This window comes from Pseudomonas sp. NFACC42-2 (genome assembly GCF_900116055.1).
Taxonomy (GTDB): domain Bacteria; phylum Pseudomonadota; class Gammaproteobacteria; order Pseudomonadales; family Pseudomonadaceae; genus Aquipseudomonas; species Aquipseudomonas marginalis.
In genome coordinates, this window is the sequence record NZ_FOZO01000003.1 from 264,551 (window position 1) to 280,484 (window position 15,934).

Annotated in this window: 15 protein-coding genes; 12 read left to right on the forward strand and 3 right to left on the reverse strand. The window is 60.5% G+C overall.

Translation table 11 applies throughout. The features are described 5' to 3' along the window. Position 1 precedes the first annotated feature (1 nt). The 5 genes from BM416_RS08545 to BM416_RS08565 all read left to right on the forward strand — a co-directional run bounded on the left by BM416_RS08545 (position 2) and on the right by BM416_RS08565 (position 3,208). Positions 2-583 carry a fimbrial protein gene (locus tag BM416_RS08545; RefSeq protein ID WP_092487328.1) on the forward strand — a complete coding sequence of 194 codons (582 nt, stop codon included), beginning with the start codon at positions 2-4 and terminating at the stop codon, positions 581-583. 10 nt (positions 584-593) lie between these two features. Then, the gene (locus BM416_RS08550; RefSeq protein WP_092487331.1) at positions 594-1,088 is read left to right on the forward strand and encodes a fimbrial protein; all 495 of its coding nucleotides are present in this window, start codon (positions 594-596) and stop codon (positions 1,086-1,088) included. A gap of 13 nt (positions 1,089-1,101) precedes the next feature. Further along, a complete protein-coding gene (locus BM416_RS08555; protein ID WP_092487334.1) occupies positions 1,102-1,581 on the forward strand; it encodes a fimbrial protein in 480 nt (159 codons plus the stop codon). Positions 1,582-1,590: 9 nt separating this feature from the next. Next, positions 1,591-2,139 (forward strand): fimbrial protein, encoded by a 549-nt coding sequence (locus BM416_RS08560; protein ID WP_092487337.1) that lies wholly within the window; start codon positions 1,591-1,593, stop codon positions 2,137-2,139. Between the two features lie 112 nt (positions 2,140-2,251). Further along, complete coding sequence (locus BM416_RS08565) at positions 2,252-3,208, forward strand: fimbrial protein (protein WP_092487340.1); 957 nt, start codon at positions 2,252-2,254, stop codon at positions 3,206-3,208. A gap of 3 nt (positions 3,209-3,211) precedes the next feature. Here BM416_RS08565 and BM416_RS08570 read toward each other — a convergent pair whose 3' ends face one another. Together BM416_RS08570 and BM416_RS08575 are read right to left on the reverse strand one after the other, a co-directional pair. After that, positions 3,212-3,979: a siderophore-interacting protein gene (locus BM416_RS08570; protein WP_092487343.1), complete on the reverse strand. Its 768-nt coding sequence runs from the start codon at positions 3,977-3,979 to the stop codon at positions 3,212-3,214. Continuing rightward, positions 3,976-4,524 (reverse strand): PadR family transcriptional regulator, encoded by a 549-nt coding sequence (locus tag BM416_RS08575; RefSeq protein ID WP_092487346.1) that lies wholly within the window; start codon positions 4,522-4,524, stop codon positions 3,976-3,978. Before BM416_RS08575 ends, BM416_RS08570 begins: the two co-directional genes overlap by 4 nt. A gap of 522 nt (positions 4,525-5,046) precedes the next feature. On the opposite strand from BM416_RS08575, the gene BM416_RS08580 reads away from it, so the two are divergent. The 7 genes from BM416_RS08580 (at position 5,047) to BM416_RS08610 (ending at position 12,798) form a co-directional block, all read left to right on the forward strand. Next, complete coding sequence (locus BM416_RS08580; RefSeq protein WP_092487349.1) at positions 5,047-5,538, forward strand: CS1 type fimbrial major subunit; 492 nt, start codon at positions 5,047-5,049, stop codon at positions 5,536-5,538. A gap of 118 nt (positions 5,539-5,656) precedes the next feature. Beyond that, positions 5,657-8,182, forward strand: coding sequence for a CS1-pili formation C-terminal domain-containing protein (locus BM416_RS08585; RefSeq protein ID WP_092487351.1), 2,526 nt, complete (start codon positions 5,657-5,659; stop codon positions 8,180-8,182). Next, on the forward strand, positions 8,183-9,475 hold the full coding sequence (locus tag BM416_RS08590; protein ID WP_256577472.1) for a hypothetical protein: 1,293 nt from the start codon (positions 8,183-8,185) through the stop codon (positions 9,473-9,475). Positions 9,476-10,122: 647 nt separating this feature from the next. After that, entirely contained in the window at positions 10,123-10,770 is a 648-nt protein-coding gene (locus tag BM416_RS30800; protein WP_256577473.1) for a hypothetical protein, read from the forward strand. Between the two features lie 15 nt (positions 10,771-10,785). Beyond that, positions 10,786-11,526, forward strand: coding sequence for a pilus assembly protein (locus BM416_RS08600; protein ID WP_092487353.1), 741 nt, complete (start codon positions 10,786-10,788; stop codon positions 11,524-11,526). 50 nt (positions 11,527-11,576) lie between these two features. After that, positions 11,577-12,044 carry a CS1 type fimbrial major subunit gene (locus BM416_RS08605; protein WP_092487356.1) on the forward strand — a complete coding sequence of 156 codons (468 nt, stop codon included), beginning with the start codon at positions 11,577-11,579 and terminating at the stop codon, positions 12,042-12,044. 13 nt (positions 12,045-12,057) lie between these two features. Then, positions 12,058-12,798 (forward strand): pilus assembly protein, encoded by a 741-nt coding sequence (locus BM416_RS08610; protein ID WP_092487359.1) that lies wholly within the window; start codon positions 12,058-12,060, stop codon positions 12,796-12,798. Here the strand turns inward: BM416_RS08610 and BM416_RS08615 are convergent. Then, positions 12,741-15,884, reverse strand: coding sequence for a transglycosylase domain-containing protein (locus BM416_RS08615; protein ID WP_092487361.1), 3,144 nt, complete (start codon positions 15,882-15,884; stop codon positions 12,741-12,743). The genes BM416_RS08610 and BM416_RS08615 overlap by 58 nt on opposite strands. Positions 15,885-15,934 lie beyond the last annotated feature (50 nt).

Genomic DNA, 15,934 nt, shown 5'->3' on the forward strand with positions numbered 1-15,934 from the left:
CATGAAGTTGCACAACGTGAAAGTCCTGGGCTGTGTGTTACTGGTCCTGGCAACGCGCGCGGGCGCCGAGGATGACGATGGAATCGATGGCCAGCGTGGCCGGTTGAACGTTTCCGGATCCATGCATGAGTCTCCTTGCACGCTGGAGATGACATCGCTGCATCAAACGGTCGACTTGGGCGCCGTGTCTGCCAGTCAGCTGCAACGACCTGGCGATCAGGCGCCATCGAAGCCGTTTCAACTGCGTTTTCAGGATTGCCAGCGCACCGCAGGCAGTATCCGCAGCGAACGTACCGGGAACCTCGCATGGAGCGCTCACCAACCGGTGTTGTCGGTGACGTTTGTTGCCCCTGCCGATGCCGACGACCCACGGCTGGTCAAAGTGCAAGGCATCACCGGGATGGGGCTGCGGTTGACCGATGCCCTGGGGCGCGATGTACAGCTGGGCTCCAGGGGCGAACCGTTGTTTCTGAGCGAGGGCAGCACGACCCAGACGTGGAATGTTCAACCCACGCGTACCGCCGCGCCGTTGACCAGCGGAGCGTTTCGGGCCGTGGTGGATTTCAGGCTCAGTTATGAGTAAGGGCAAAACAATGGCTAAGTCAGTCGGCTCGCGCGCCATTCTTATCGCGGGGGGCCTGTTGTGGGCGGTCAGTCAAGGCGCGCAGGCCGAGACGAGCCTGATCATCCGCGCGGTCATCATTGCGCCTCCACCCTGCGTCATCAATGGCGGCGGTACGCTCAATGTGCCTTTTGGCAATGACCTTCTTACGTCACGGATCGACGGGGTCAACTACCGTCGCAACGTGCCTTACACCGTCACCTGTGACGCCCCGTTCAGTAACGCGATGACCCTCCAGCTCAGGGGGACCGGGGCTTCGTTCGATGGGCGTGTGCTCTCGACCCGCAACCCGGACCTGGGGGTCAAGCTATCGCTCAATGGCGCGGACTGGCCGCTGAATTCGAGCGTGAATTTTACCTATCCGAACTTTCCCGTGGTGCAGGCGGTGCCTGTCAAGCGCGCGGGTAGCCGGCTGGTGGGAGGCGCATTCGATGCTGCCGCCACCTTCGTGATCGATTACCAGTGATGAGGAGCGCGCAATGACATGCTGGCAGCAGCGAGCTTTGCTCGCTTTGTGTTCCATCGGCCTCTGTAATAGTGCGTCGGCCAACGTAACGTTCAGCGGAACCCTTAACGAGCCCCCGCCCTGCACCATTGATGCGGGCAACAAGATTGAAGTCGACTTTGGGGATGTGGGGGTCAAGCGGGTCGATGGGGTGAAATATCGCCGGGGGGTGGGTTACACCATCAACTGCGGCGTCGACACACTCCCGTGGGTACTCAAGTTGAGTGTCAACGGTATCCCCACGACGTTCGACGGCGCGGCATTGCAGACCAGTGCACCTGACCTGGGTATTCGGATATTCCAGAACAACCTGCCGTTTCGACTCAATACGCCACTGGACATCACCCTGTCTTCCCCGCCGGTATTGGAAGTCGTGCCGGTCAAACAGCCGGGTGCAACGCTCGCCCCCGCCAGGTTTACCGCGGTGGCGACGTTGTTGGCCGAGTACCAGTAGGAGTTGGATATGGGACATGAAACTGTTCATAGGGCCAGGTTGTACGCCGTGCTGGCGTGCCTGCCGGCCCTGGGCCTGATCTGCGAAGCACACGCGGCGGACAACCTGAATTTCAAGGGCAACCTGGTTGAAGAGGCGTGCACCATCCGCCCGGGTGACGAGGCCATCAGCCTGGAACTCTGGGACCTGACCAGCAAGCACCTCTACATCAATACGCGTTCGGTGGGCAAAGGTTTCAAGCTGCACCTGGAGGACTGCGACACCACCATCGGCGACACGGTGACCATCACGTTCGGCGGCGTAGAAAACCGGGAGCTTCCGGGGTTGCTCGCACTCGATGGTGGAAGCGGCGCCTCTGGTATCGGGATCGGGATAGAGACGCTGGGTAACAAGCCCTTGCCGCTGAATAAAACCAGCGCCGAACAGGGACTGAGTAATGGCAGCAATGTCATCGAACTCAAGGCCTACGTGCAGGGGGAGCCGACGGCCATCAGGGACCAGACCATAGGGTACGGCAGCTATACCGCGACCTCTACTTTTACGCTGGATTATCCGTAATTCAAACGCTCAACAACCGGGCGCATACGCATGGGGCTCCAGATCAATCAGGTCTGCACGAACTGATTGTTCGCTGGATGGCGCCTGTGTAGATAAGCAACGAGAGATCAACATGAAACGACTATATGACAGCGCCATTGTGCTTCTCCTGCTGATTGGCGTCAGCACGACCGCGCAGGCCGTAGACTGTCGGGTCAATGGCGGTGAGTGGGCGCGCGTCACTCATCTGACCGTCCCCGTAACGGTACGACTCGATGCGGATCGCACGAGGATCCTGATGGAAGGTGCCCGGCTCGAATGTCGGTTTACGGCTGGAGCAGGCCCGGCTTGGGGGGCGGACTATTGGGAAACCGGCAATGCCTCCGGGACGCCCTGGACATCCGGCCCCAAGTTCGTCGGTGAACAGAGTGGTTTGCGCATCAATGGCGCATTCCTTAATACCCCGGTTCCAGCGGGTATCCGGGTGGCTACCATGCCCAACAACGGGATCGGCTATCCGATCAATATCACCCCCTACATCCTGGTGCGTCACAGTCCCTCCAATCCGATCGATATACGAACAGGAGATACCCTTGGCCTGTTGCGTCTTACCAGCTCGAACAATTACGACGCGACTCGGCCGCAACTCACGGTCACGTATACGGCCGCCAACAACTTCACCATCTCCCCGTCCACCTGCACGATCAACAATAACAACCCGATCGAGATCAACTTCGGCAATGTGCACCAAAGAGCAATAGGTACCGATCCGCTGACCACGACCATCCGCAGCAACCGCCGGCTCACCTATTCATGCCCGGACGGTGGGATTACCACGCCGATCACCATCACCTACAAAGGCACGGCCTCGTCGTTCGACACGCGCCTGCTGCGCATGACCAACCCGGACGTGGGCACGGCCCTGGTTCGTGGCGCAAGCGCGGTTCAAGTCGGTGCTTCATTCCTGACCCAAATCACCAACAGTGTGGGGAGCGACGATGTAACGTTTTCCCTCGTACGGCGTGCCGGTTCACTGCCTGCCGCTGGGGTTGTCAGCGGCAGCGGTGTCCTCGTAATGGGGGTGCCCTGAGGCTTACTCTTCCTCGCTGCCTTCCGCACGCCAGTAACCCACCGCCTTGAGGAACGCCTCATTGACCTTGTGGGTGTCCAGCAGCACCCGGCGTACCTGGCGCGACAGCCTGGTTTCGGTGGCGACAAAGCTGTACAACGAACCGCTCGGCAGCGTCAGTTTTTGCACGGTGTCGAGCAGGTCGTCCTGGCCGCGCACGACCCATTTCACCTCCACATCGGCAGCACTTTCCAGTGCCTGCCGTTCCGCCGCATTGGCGATTTCGATCACCGCCAGCACCTTGCGCCCGGCCGGCAATTCTTCCAGGCGCCGAGCAATGGCCGGGATCGCCGTCTCATCGCCGATCAGCAAATAGCTGTCGAACATATCCGGCACGATCATCGAGCCCCGTGGCCCGCCGATATACAGGTGCTGGCCGACCTTGGCCTGTTCGGCCCAGGTGGAGGCCGGGCCGTCGCCGTGCAGCACGAAGTCGATGTCCAGTTCGCCGATATCCAGGTCGAAGCGCCGTGGCGTGTAGTCGCGCATGGCCGGTTGCGGGCCGTCGCCCTTGATGTTGAAGGTCGGGCTTTCCAGCGCCGCTTGTTCGGCGGCGTTCTGCGGGAACAGCAGCTTGATGTGATCGTCACTGCCCAGGCTGACAAAGCCCGCCAGTTCCGGGCCGCCCAGGGTGATGCGGCGCATGCGCGGGGTGAGGTCGACTACCCGCACGACTTCGAGGCGGCGGCGTTTGATTTCGTGGGTCACGCGGTGGATGGCTTGCGTATTCATTGAGCTGTCCCGTCGGCAATGGCTTGGGCGGCGCCGTTGAGCAGCGCCGCGACACGAACGATTTCTTCCGGGCTCCAGCGCCCGTGGTGCGAATGCAAGGCATGGCGCAGGTTATGCACCGCCTCGTGGATTTCCGCTGGGCGATCATGACCGCGCAGCGAGCGTTTGCTCACGTCCATGCGCAGGCGAATGCCGTCGAGGGCCACTGCCTGTTCGCTTAGGAAGAGACGACCGACCTCGGTGATTGTGTAGCGTTTTTTTCCACCTTCGGCGTCGCCGGCGATCAATTCGCTTTCTTCCAGGAAGGTCAGCGTGGGGTAGATCACCCCGGGACTGGGGCTGTAGGCGCCGTCGAAGAGGGTTTCGATCCGGCGAATAAGGTCATAGCCGTGGCACGGTTGTTCGGCGATCAGGGCCGGCAGCAGCAATTTCAGGTCACCGGGCGCAAAGACGCGCGGGCCACGTCCGCCGCGTTCGCGGCCGGGGCGTTTTTCGAAGCCGTCGCGGTCGTCACCGTGGTCTCGGTGGTGATGAGGGTCTCTCATTGTCGTGTTCTCCTGTCTGATTTAGATACAACTTAAGATATATCTTACAGCTTGCGCAAAAACCTCTGACGAACGGTAGCGGCGTCAGAAGGGGGCCAGGAAAGGGGCTGATGCCTTGAAATAGCGTCTGGCAATACCAGCAATTACTTGACAGGTAAATGGCACTTTTATGAATGAAAGATAAACTGGTTAATTAGGGTATTAGTTCTCGTCAGATTGACAGCCCCTCAATATATGGGTTGTAGCCTATATCCTACGGATAAGTGATTGCTACCAGTAGTACTGGGGCATGTGCGGTGTAATAAATGGATGACAGTTAATATTCATATTATTGAATAATAAGGTTTTTATCTGTCACGTCACGTCGTGATTAATTACGCGTTTAAGCGAAAGCGCTGGCATTGTTAAATGGGTTTTCGAGGGACTATTTACCGGCGTCGCAAGACACGAATTACTCGGGTTTTGCCATGCAGTAGATAACGAATCCTCAACTAACATCTGATGCCACAACAGGTAATTAAAATGCTTAAAAAGACCGCTTTCGTACTGCCATTGATCGCACTGGCTGTCGGCTCTTCCAGCGTGTTCGCCGCCGGTGAAGCCACCAGCGTCATCAACATCAAGGCAACCATCCCAACCAAACAGTTCCACGCCCAGCCGTTGGACCCGGATTTCGGTAAGGACGAAACCATGTCCTACAACACCGTCACCGGTCAGTTGACCCCGATCCGTGCGACCTACGCGGTAAAAAATACCGACGGTTCGATCAAGGCCTACATCGAAGGCGGCCCGGCTTCCCTGAGCAACGGCACCTCCGCCATTCCCCTGACCACTACCTTCAACGGCGTGACCCTGACCGGTTCGCCATTGGAAGTCGTGGATGATGCCAGCTCCACTCCCGGCACCCAGGCTGACCTGGTCGTTGCGGCCGCCAAACCGGCTGACACCGACGCCGGCCTGTTCACCACCAACTACACCGTGGTGTTCGATCACGAGCCACGCGTTACGCCTTGAGCGCGATTTGTTGATCGATAAGCGTCGGCTTATTGCTTAACCCTTACCGATCGACAGGCAGCCTCTGTCGGTTGATCGGTATTCAAGTATTCCCCGAGTGTAATCAGAGTATCCGTTCATGTTCCCGATGATTTTCATCGCGACAGCGCTTGCCTTGTTGTTTTGTACGGGGGCGTTTGCAGCTGACGCGACAACTGGCACAACCCCAAGAAGTTTGCTGTCCCAGGCCAAGGGTTTGCCGGCGGACTTTGAAGAGCACTTTTTTGATGTACCGTTGGCGGTACGGGTCGAACTGGATCAGGAGTTTGTCGCTGAAGCGATGATTGTGCTGACCCGCGACGACCGCCTGACCCTGCTGGATTTCACCGACCACGAAGGCAGCGTGATCAAGGATGTCGAGCGTGATCGCTGGGGTGATTACCTCAAGCAGGGCGTGCCGTTGGGCGCCTGCGAAAGCAGCTGCCCGGCGCAACTGCTGGCGGTCCACTACAACCTGGAAAAATCCCTGGTCACGTTGCTCACCGAAAACGCCGAGCGTGAGGGGCAAGAGTCCAAGTACTACTCCCTGCCCACCGGTGGCAGCACCGGCCTGATCGTGCGTAACCAGTTCAACCTCAGCGGCGGCCAGGGCCAGGACCTCGGCGGACGCCTGGGACTGGACGCCAGCGGCAGCCTGGGCAATTGGAACCAGGTGATGAACATGCAGTTTTCGCGCTTGGGCGGCCCGGACGACGATGCCCTCAACCACGCCGTGTACTCGCTGTACGCCCAGCGTGAGCTGCACGGTGAGTTCCTGCGCCTGGGCTATTTCACCCCCAACGCCGAAGGCCTGACCCGCCAACTGCGCACCTTCGGTGCCAGCCCCGACACCGCCGTGGGCGTGATGTATGGCAGCTCCGACAGCCTGATGATCAGCAACCCCAAGCCGAGCATCTACCCGATTTACGTCACCGCCAATCGCCAGGCCTCGGTGGAGATCTACCGCAACGGCCTGCTGATCAACACCCAGGCCGTCTCCACCGGCCTGCAAAGCCTGGACACGCGGCCCTTGCCCGGCGGCATCTACGAGGTGGAAGTGCGCCTGGTAGAGGACGGCCAGATCACCAGCACCACCCAGGAATTGGTGTACAAGCCCAACAACTGGCGCAACCTCGACAACCGCTGGCGCTACAACGTATTTGCCGGGCAAGAGAGTAAGTTGCTCAGTAACTGGGACGAACAATCCAGCGGCGACCTCACTGCCGGCGTATCTCTCAACTACCTGGCTCACCCGCGGGTGGTGCTGGGCATGTCCGGGCGTCAGGTCAAGGACAGCATGCAATACGGCACGTCGCTGGACTGGAGCCTGGCCAATAACGCCAGCCTGTATGCCAACGTCTACCAGACCGACAACTACGGCACCGGTGTCGACTTCAACAGCCTCTACAACTACGGCTTGGGCAGCGTGGTGTTCAACCATACGCGCAGTTGGCTGGACAATCGTAACACCTATGAAACCCTGCCCGACGGTACCCGCATCCGCCAGCGCGATGTGTTCGTCGGCCAGACCAGCCTCTCGTCGCTGTCCGTCAATCATCGCCTGAGCAACCTGCGTTCCATCAATGCGCGGCTGGCCTACAGCGAAGGCAACAACGAAGGCCTGGGCCTGGACCTGGGCTGGACCGAACGCACTCAATTGTTCGGCAGCGATGCCAACTGGCGCTTGTCGGTGTTCGATCGTCCAGCCAGCTCCAGCACGGGTGACAAACGCAATCGCGGGGTCGACCTGAGCGTCAGCCTGGCGCTCGGCAGCCCCGGCGAGCAGTGGTCCGCCAGCATTGGCACGCGTACCTCCCGCGATGGTCAGCGCGACAACAATGGCTCGCTGAGCTACCGGCGCGACTTGCAGGACCACGTGCTGCAAAGCGTCTCCGGCACGGTGCTGGCCGATACCTACGGCGTGGGCCTTTCGGGCATGGCCAGCTTCCAGAACGACGCGGTCAATGGCGATGGCTTCGTGCAGCGCTCCTCATTCAACAACGACTTGACCGGTGGCCTGAACCTGGACAGTACCTTCGCCTTCGGTGGGCAGAAGATGGTACTTACCAGCCAATACGCCGGCAGCGGCTCGGGGATGATTGTTGACGTCGAAACCGATGTGGACGACATCGTCCTGCGCGCCGATGACCTGAGTGGCGGCAGCACCGTGCTGCGGCCGGGGCGCAACTTCATCCCGATCGCCGCCTACAAGGGCAGTTCGGTCAGCTTCGACTTCGACGGCAACCACGCCCCGGCGGCGAATATCCAGCCACCGCGCACCGCCTACCACCTGAACAAGGGCGGCGTGGACTACCGCAAGGTCAGCGTGATGCGCACCGTCACCGTGCTCGGGCGCCTGGTGGATCCCCAGGGCAAACCGCTCAAGGGCCATCACATCCTCAACCACGCCAGCCGTGGGGTGAGCGAGGTCGACGGGTTCTTCTCCCTGGAAATGAACGCCAGCTCGCCCACCCTCGAAGTGCGCCGCAATAACCAGTTGCTGTGCCAGTTCCGCCTGGATACCGCGAATGCGCGCAATGAAAACGATGTGCTGATGATCGGCGATCTGCGTTGTACGCCGGACACGCTGGCCGATTCCACCTTTAAGTCTGAGACGGCGGGTTAAATGATCACCATGAAAAAGGTTTCAGAAGTAAATATTTTCAGGGCTTTCAGACGCCGTCTCTCACGTTGCGCGATACCCGCGATAGTGCTGGCGTTTTCCCTCGACGCTCATGCCGGGAGGGTCGAGATAACGGCGGATTTCCGGCCTGATCCGGCGAACCCGATGGTCAACAAGTTCACGAACACAACACCTGACTTCGGTTACTGCCAGAACTGGCCACCGTATTGCCGAGAGCGCAATATCTTCAGTCTTAACCTGCCGATGGGGGCTTTTCCGCAAACGGTAGGTGGCCCGATTGCTGCCAACCACAGCGACCCGCGCGAGGGTGCCTTTTGGCGGGTGCCTTCGCAGTGGCGAACCCTGACGGTGACGAATCAGAAGGGGGATACCGAGCAACTCGAAATTCGAGTCTCCGGGATCGGTGGCCGTGCCGACCTGGGGGAGGACGCAAGGATCATTACTGGCGAGCCTGATATCTATAAAGCTGTCACCGTTTTATGGTCATCGGGCCGCTGGAACTTTGCCCCGTTGCCGTGCATTTCCCCTGGAGGGCTCAATGGCAACGTCGACCATGTGATCTGGATGTGGTTGATACCCGAAGGGGCCACCCAATGCAGCACCACGGCGCGTTTCGATATCCCCAACTTCTTCTACCGTTACGTCCAATTCGCTTATGAACTGCGAACCCCCAACCCGCTGGGGATGCCGACTGGCGTCTACCGTGGAAGCCTGACCTACACCATTGGTCCGGGCATGGACTTTGACTTCGGCAATCGCGTATTGCCCAACGACAGTATTGCCCAGCTCGATTTTGTTCTGAATGTCGAGCACACCCTTCGGGTGGAAGTCCCCCCCGGTGGCAACCGGGTCGAACTGATCCCTCAGGGCGGCTGGCAGGCCTGGTTGAACCAGGGACGCAAGCCGGCGCGGCTGTTTCGTGACCAGACTTTCAATATCTCTGCTTCGTCGCGCTTCAAGATGCAGATGGCCTGCGAGCGAGTCATCGGTGACACCTGTGCATTGAAAAACAACACTGACGGTCATGAAGTACCCCTGGATATCAGCGTCAGCCTGCCCCATGGCTTGAATGGTCAGGATGGTGCAGCCGTGAACCGTCTGCCGCTGCTGTTGAGCGGTGCCGGTACCGAGTTGTTCCAGCCGGGGTTCTACGTGGATCGACGGCCTGGCACGTTGCACTTCGAGGTCACGAAAGAATCCACCGACCAGATGCTCAGTCGGGGCGGGTCCACCTACTCGGGCCAGGTTTCGGTGGTCTGGGATTCAGAACTATGAGGTGTCGTCAGATAGACGCTGTCAGGGATGCACACATTAAGGTATCGAAGTGGGTAGGGCAGGGTTCGCAGGTTGTGGCCAGTCTGTTATTGGCGTCGTTGGCCATGCCAGCAATGGGCGTGGAGATGAATATCCATGCCGAGTTTCGGCCGGACCCTGCACAGCCGCACTTGAATAAGTTCGAGAACAAAACGCCGAGCGTTGGTTATTGTGTGGCTTTTCCCGCGCAATGTACCTCCTTGAACATATTCAGTCTGCGGGCGGCCATTACGGCTGATTCCGTTGCGCAGATCTCTGCGTTCCATACGGACCCACGGCAAGGCGCAATGTTTAAAGTTCCAACGGAGTGGCAGGACCTGACCGTGGTCCATCGACAGACTCAGGAGACCGAGACGTTAAGGGTACGGATCATGGGTGTCGGTTCGACGTATATCGTCCCCAATCTGGTCGACCTGGTTGGAGGCGGCGTTACCCCTTTGCAGGCTCATCAACGAATGTGGACCGGCTCCAGTTGGGTGTACCCGCCAAGCTCTTGTCTGGGGACCGGGGTAAGCCTTTATTGGCCGTCACTGTCAATGTATGGGTTTTTCTGGCGCACACCCGTCGGCTCTTTATGTGCCAAACAGGCCAGGTTCGATATTCCCACCATGCGCTTAAGCACTCTGGAGTTTGCGTATGAACTCGCTACGCCCAACCCGCTGGGGATGTCCTCAGGTGAGTACGTTGGCAGTCATCAATACACCGTAGGGCCCGGGAGGGACTTCGATTTGGGCGACGTGATGTTACCCAGCAGTCCTACCTTGACCCTGAACTTCACCCTGGCTGTGCAACATGACCTCAAAGTCGAAGTGCCTCCCAACGGTAACCGTATCGAGCTGGTGCCCCAAGGCGGTTGGCAAGCGTGGCTGAATCAGGGCCGCAAACCCGCGCGTCTGTTCCGCGACCAGACCTTCAGCATTTCTGCCTCGTCGCGTTTCAAGATGCAAATGAGCTGCGAGCGGTCTATCGGCGACACCTGCGCCTTGAAGAACACCACCGACGGCCACGAGGTGCCGCTGGACGTCAGCGTGAGCCTGCCCCATGGCCTGAATCGACCGGACGGCAGCGCCGTGCAGCGCCAACCGCTGTTGCTCAGCGGCGCCGGCACCGAGCAGTTCCTGCCGGGTTTCTATGTCAACCGGCGGCCCGGCACGTTGCACTTCGAGGTCAAGAAGGGCTACGCCGACCAGATGCTGGAACGCGGTGACACGACTTACACGGGCCAGGTCACGGTGGTCTGGGATTCGGAACTCTGAATGAGGTTTATGGCGATGAAACATCTACTGGCGCTGTGTGCGCTGTGCTGGTTGCCGCTGTCGGCGCCGGCGGCCCCCAACATCAATGTGGGGGTGTTCTATGACTACCTGGACGGCGACAAAAGCACCTACCTGAAACGGGTCTTCAACGGCGGCGACAGCACGGCGTTCATCAAGGTGTCGGTGATGGAAATCCTCTACAACGCCGACGGCAGCTCCGAGGAAGTCGAGCTCCAGGGTAACGCCGAAAACACCGCTCGCGATGGCTTGATGGCCACGCCGGCGCGCCTGATCGTCCCCTCCAATGGCATGCAGGGCACACGCTTGCTGTACCTGGGCGCGCGGGAAAAAGAGCGCTATTTCCGCCTGCGCTTCGTGCCGGTGATGCCGGAGCCGGAGGATGACTTTGCCGTGTCCAGTGAGGAGCGTGAATCTTACAAAGACAGTCTCTCGGCCGGGGTCACGGTGCTGGCCGGGTTCGGCACGGTGTTCTTCGTGCGCCCCAAAGACACTCGCTTTGCCACCCGTATCGATGAGCAACCTTTGCAGTACGCGCTGCATAACGAGGGCAACAGCGTGGTGGTGGTGGATCAGTTCAAGGACTGCGTCAGTGGCGATGCCCAGGACTGCCTGCCCGTCACCAAGAACCACATCCTGCCCGGCCGTGCTTTCAGCTTTCCCAAGCAGGCCGGGCGTACCTACCGCTTCACCCTGGTCGAGGGCAGCGAGAAAAAAACCTATGAGGTCAAAGGCTGATGGTCAGAGAAAGAGCCTACCGAGCCGGGTATCGGCCGGGCAAAGTCGTCATGACGCTGTTGCTGCTATTGGTCGGTGTGCTGCTCAGTAGCCGGGCCCTGGCGATTCGTGAAGAGCAGGTGTTCGATGTGTCGGTCACCATCCCTACCGCCGATTTTTATGTGCTGCCCATCAACCCGGTGTTTCTGGAGCGCGAGCAGGAGATGGCCTGGAACCTGGTGAGTCGCACGCTCAAGCCCTTGCGTGAGCACTTTGACGTGAAGAACAGCGGCGGCGGCATCGTTGCGCGCCTGGGGGAGTTGCCGGTGCTGTCCAACGGCCGGCGCCTGATCCCGTTGAATGTCAACTTCAACGGTGAATGGCTGGACTTGACCGACACCCTGGTGGTGCCTGCCGAGGAAGCGCGGGCCGGCAAGCGGGTATTGCTGGAAATCGCCGCCGTCGAGCCCGAGGGCGGTTATACGCCGGGCGACTATTTCGGCAGCGTTCATCTGATCTTCGACGCGTTGCGACCGTGATAACGAGGTGCTTATGAAATACGTTTATGCAGTACTGGGCCTGTGCCTGTGGTCCTTCAACGTCCAGGCCGGGCCGGCCATCAACGTCGGCGATTTTTACGACTATATGAATGGCGACAAGAACACCTACCTCAAGCGCGTGTTCAACGGTGGCAGCAGCACGGCGTTCGTCAAGATCAATGTCACGGAGATGCTCTACAAACCCGATGGCAGCTACGACGAAGTGCCCCTCAAAAGCCAGGCCGACGGCATCGTACGCGACGGCCTCATGGCCAGCCCGGCACGCCTGATCGTGCCGGCCAATGCGATGCAAAGCACGCGCTTCCTGTTCATGGGCGAGCGCGATCGGGAACGTTATTTCCGGGTGCGCTACCTGCCGGTGGCACCGGAAAAGGATGATGACTTCGGCATCAATGACGAAGACCGCGCCTCCTATGAAGCATCCCTGGCGGCGGGTGTGCGGGTGATGTCCGGATACGGCACGGTGTTTTTCGTGCGGCCCGAGCAAAGCCGCTTTGATACCCGCGTCGAGAATGGCGGGCGCACCTACACCCTGCGCAATGCCGGTAACACCGTCGTGGTGGTGGATGAGTTCAAGGACTGTGCGGTCGCCGACCGTATGGACTGCGCGCCGATCACCAAGAACCATATCTTCCCTGGTCGAGTGTTCAGCTTTGAAAAACAGACCGGGCGGGTCTACCGGTTCTTCCTGGTAGAAGGCAGTTCCGAGAAAGTCGTCGAGATCAGCGGCTGAGGCACGCTGCACAAGGTATGGCCACCCGGTTGCAGATACGGCATCAGCACCGGCGCCATGCCCTTGAGCACCTGCACCGGCAGCGCCGAGGTAAAGGTGAAGTTCTGCGCGCCGCTGCCGGGGACGAACGCGGTGAGGGTACCGAAATGCCGGTCGCCGATATAGAACACAAAGGTCGCCGTGCGGTTGATCGACTTGGAGCTGAGGACGCGCCCACCGGCGCCAATTGCTTCGATGCGGTTGTCCCCGGTACCGGTCTTGCCGCCCATGGCCAGCGGTGTACCGTCGGCCAGCTTGAAGCTGCCGGACACGCGTTTCGCCGTGCCCGCATCCACCACTTGGGACAACGCGCCGCGCAAGGCGGTGGCGACTTCGCTGGGCATCACCCGCTTGCCTTTGTCGGGGTTGTTGACCAGGCGGGTTTCATAGGGTGTGTCGGCGGCAAAATGCAGGCTGTCGATGCGCAGCGTCGGCTCGCGTATGCCGTCGTTAAGGATCGTCCCCACCAGTTCCGCCAACGCCGCCGGGCGGTCCCCCGAGCTGCCGATGGCGGTGGCCAGGGAAGGCACCAAATGGTCGAACGGGTAGCCGACCGCCTGCCAGCGTTGATGAATATCCAGGAACGCCTCGATCTCCAGCATGGTGCGGATGCGACTGTCGCGCGCGCTCTTGTGGCGGCTCTTGAACAGCCAGCCATAAACCTCCTGGCGCTCGTGCTCGCTGGCGGCGACGGCCTGGGTGAAGGTGGACTCGGGGTGGTTCAGCAGGTAACCGAGCAGCCACAGGTCCAGGGGGTGGACCTTGGCGATATAGCCTTGGTCCGGTAGGTCGTAGGCACCTGGGCCGTAGTCTGTGTAGAGCTTGGCCAGGCGTTCGTCGGTGAGTTTTTCTGCGGTTTTGCTGCCGGTCAGGTGGGAGCGCACGAAGCTGTTGAAACTCGCCTGGCTGGCCTGGGGCAACAGGTAGCGGTGCACGGCGGCCAGGCGGATGGCGGTAGGGTGCAGGCCGTCCAGAAAGGTCGCGAGCCGGGCCTGGGTGTCCTTGTTGCGGTACTTTTTCCAGAAGCGCAGCAGGAAGGTCGTGCCTTCGCGGTCGGCGAACTGGGCCAGGTATTCCTGGCGCCGGGGGTCGCTGTCGTCCTTGAGCAACTCGGCACTGTTGTTGTCACCGTGATAGGTGCTGTAGCGCACCAGGTCGCGCATCAGGCGAATGAACGGCAGGTTGATCGACTCGCGCAGGGCGTCGCGCAAGGTCGGGTTGCGGCCGTTGTCTTCATTGCGAAAGTTATGGAAGCGATGCAGGCCACCACCGGTAAAAAAGCTTTCGCCGGGGCTGGCGGAATATTGCCGGTCGAGGGCGGCGTCGAGCATTTTCGACAGGCTCTGGTCGCGGTTTTGCGCCAGGTAATCCACGGCCCAGCGCGACAAGCGGTCCTGCTCGTCAATCTCGACTTTCTTCAACCCGGCGGGCGTCTGGCCGGCATAGCGCTGGTGCAACTCGCTGATGATTTGCAGGTAGGTGGTGAGCACCCGCAGCTTGGCGGTGGAGCCCAGTTCGAGCTTGCTGCTCTCATTGATATCGAAAGGTTGGTCGGTGTTGTCGGTCTGCACCCGCACCCGCGCGCCGTCGCCGGTCATCTCGTAGAGCGTGAAGCTGTAGCGCACCTGAGTCGTGCTCGCGGGTGTCAGCAGGCGCGGGCCGAGCAGGCCGAGTTGCCCGGCGAAGGCCGGATCGGCCAGGTGCTTGAGGTAGGCGGTGGCCTGGGTTTGCAGGTCATTTTGCAAGGTGCTGGTGGCGGACAGGTCGAGGCGATCAAGGTCATACAACGGGCGGTTGAGCAGGGTGGCGAGACGGCTGCGGGCCACGCTGATGCCTTTGTTGGTTTCAATCGGTTGGATCGTCGGTTGCTGCTGCCAGTCGCGGTAACTGACCTTGCTGGCCAGGGCCGCCTTGGCCAGGGCTGGGTCGATGACGCTGTTTTGTTCCAGCAGGCGGATATGGCTGTCGGTCAGGGTCGCCAGCTCTGCGTGGCCTCTGGACAGGTAATGGGAAGGCCGGCGCTGGGCGATCATCAACGACAACACTTCGCGCAGGGCCAGGCCTTTTTGCGCGAGGTTCTGTGGGCTGTTGTCGGCGAGCAGCGCGTTGGTGCGGTTGAAGTCGGCGCCGTACCACACCCGCAGACCTTCGGCCATGCCATGCACTTCGCCGTGACCGGGCACTGCAGACAACGGCACGCTATTGAGGTAGTCGCGCACGATGTTCTGGCGCGCCTGCAAGGTCTGCGGGCCGTCCTGATAGGCGCGCACGCTGGCGGAAAACATCTGGCGCAGTTTCTCGCCGCCCGACAGCGTCAATCCGTCAGGGGAGTGGCGGTATTTTTCCAGCTGGGTGGCCAGGGTGCTGCCGCCGGCGCTTTGCCCCGGCAAGTGCAACAGCCTGGCCACTTGCGACCAGGCCGCCTTGGCGAAGCGCGGCCAGTCCACCGCCGGGTTGGCTTGGGGCTGGGCCGGGTCGAGCAATTCGCGGTTCTCGATGAACAACAGGCTGTTGACCACCACCGGCGGGATCGCGCTGAAATCCTGGTACGCATGCTGCGGGTAGGTGAACTGGTACAACGGCTCGGCGCGGCAGTCGTAGATCGACAAGCCGGCCTGGATCTTCTCCGCATAGGGCACGAACAGGCCGCGCTCGACATAGCTCATGAGCGGTGCCGAAAAGCGCACCTGGCGCTGGATCAGATAATTGCGCTTGAGCAGGCGCGGCAGGAATTGATCGAGGTCGCTATAGCCCAGGCGTTTGTCGAAAGGCCCGTCGCCGGGATACACGATGGCATCGCTGGCACCGGGCTCCAGGGTGTAGTGCAAGGTGGCGGCCAGGCGGCTCAGTTCGCGGGCTTGCCACTGCGCGGTGCGCATTTCGCGCTGGGCGGCAAACCCCGCGGCGATCAGTGCGATCACCAGCAGCAGCCACACCATGCGCCACCGGTACAAGCGTTTGCGGGGGCGTGGTGGCAATGGCTGTTCATCCGCGCTATCGGTGGGAACCGCAGCCTTGGTTGAATCGGTTTGCCATAAAGCGCCCATAGTCGATTGATCCCATCCCGGCAGATTGATCGGACTTGAATAGAGCTTAG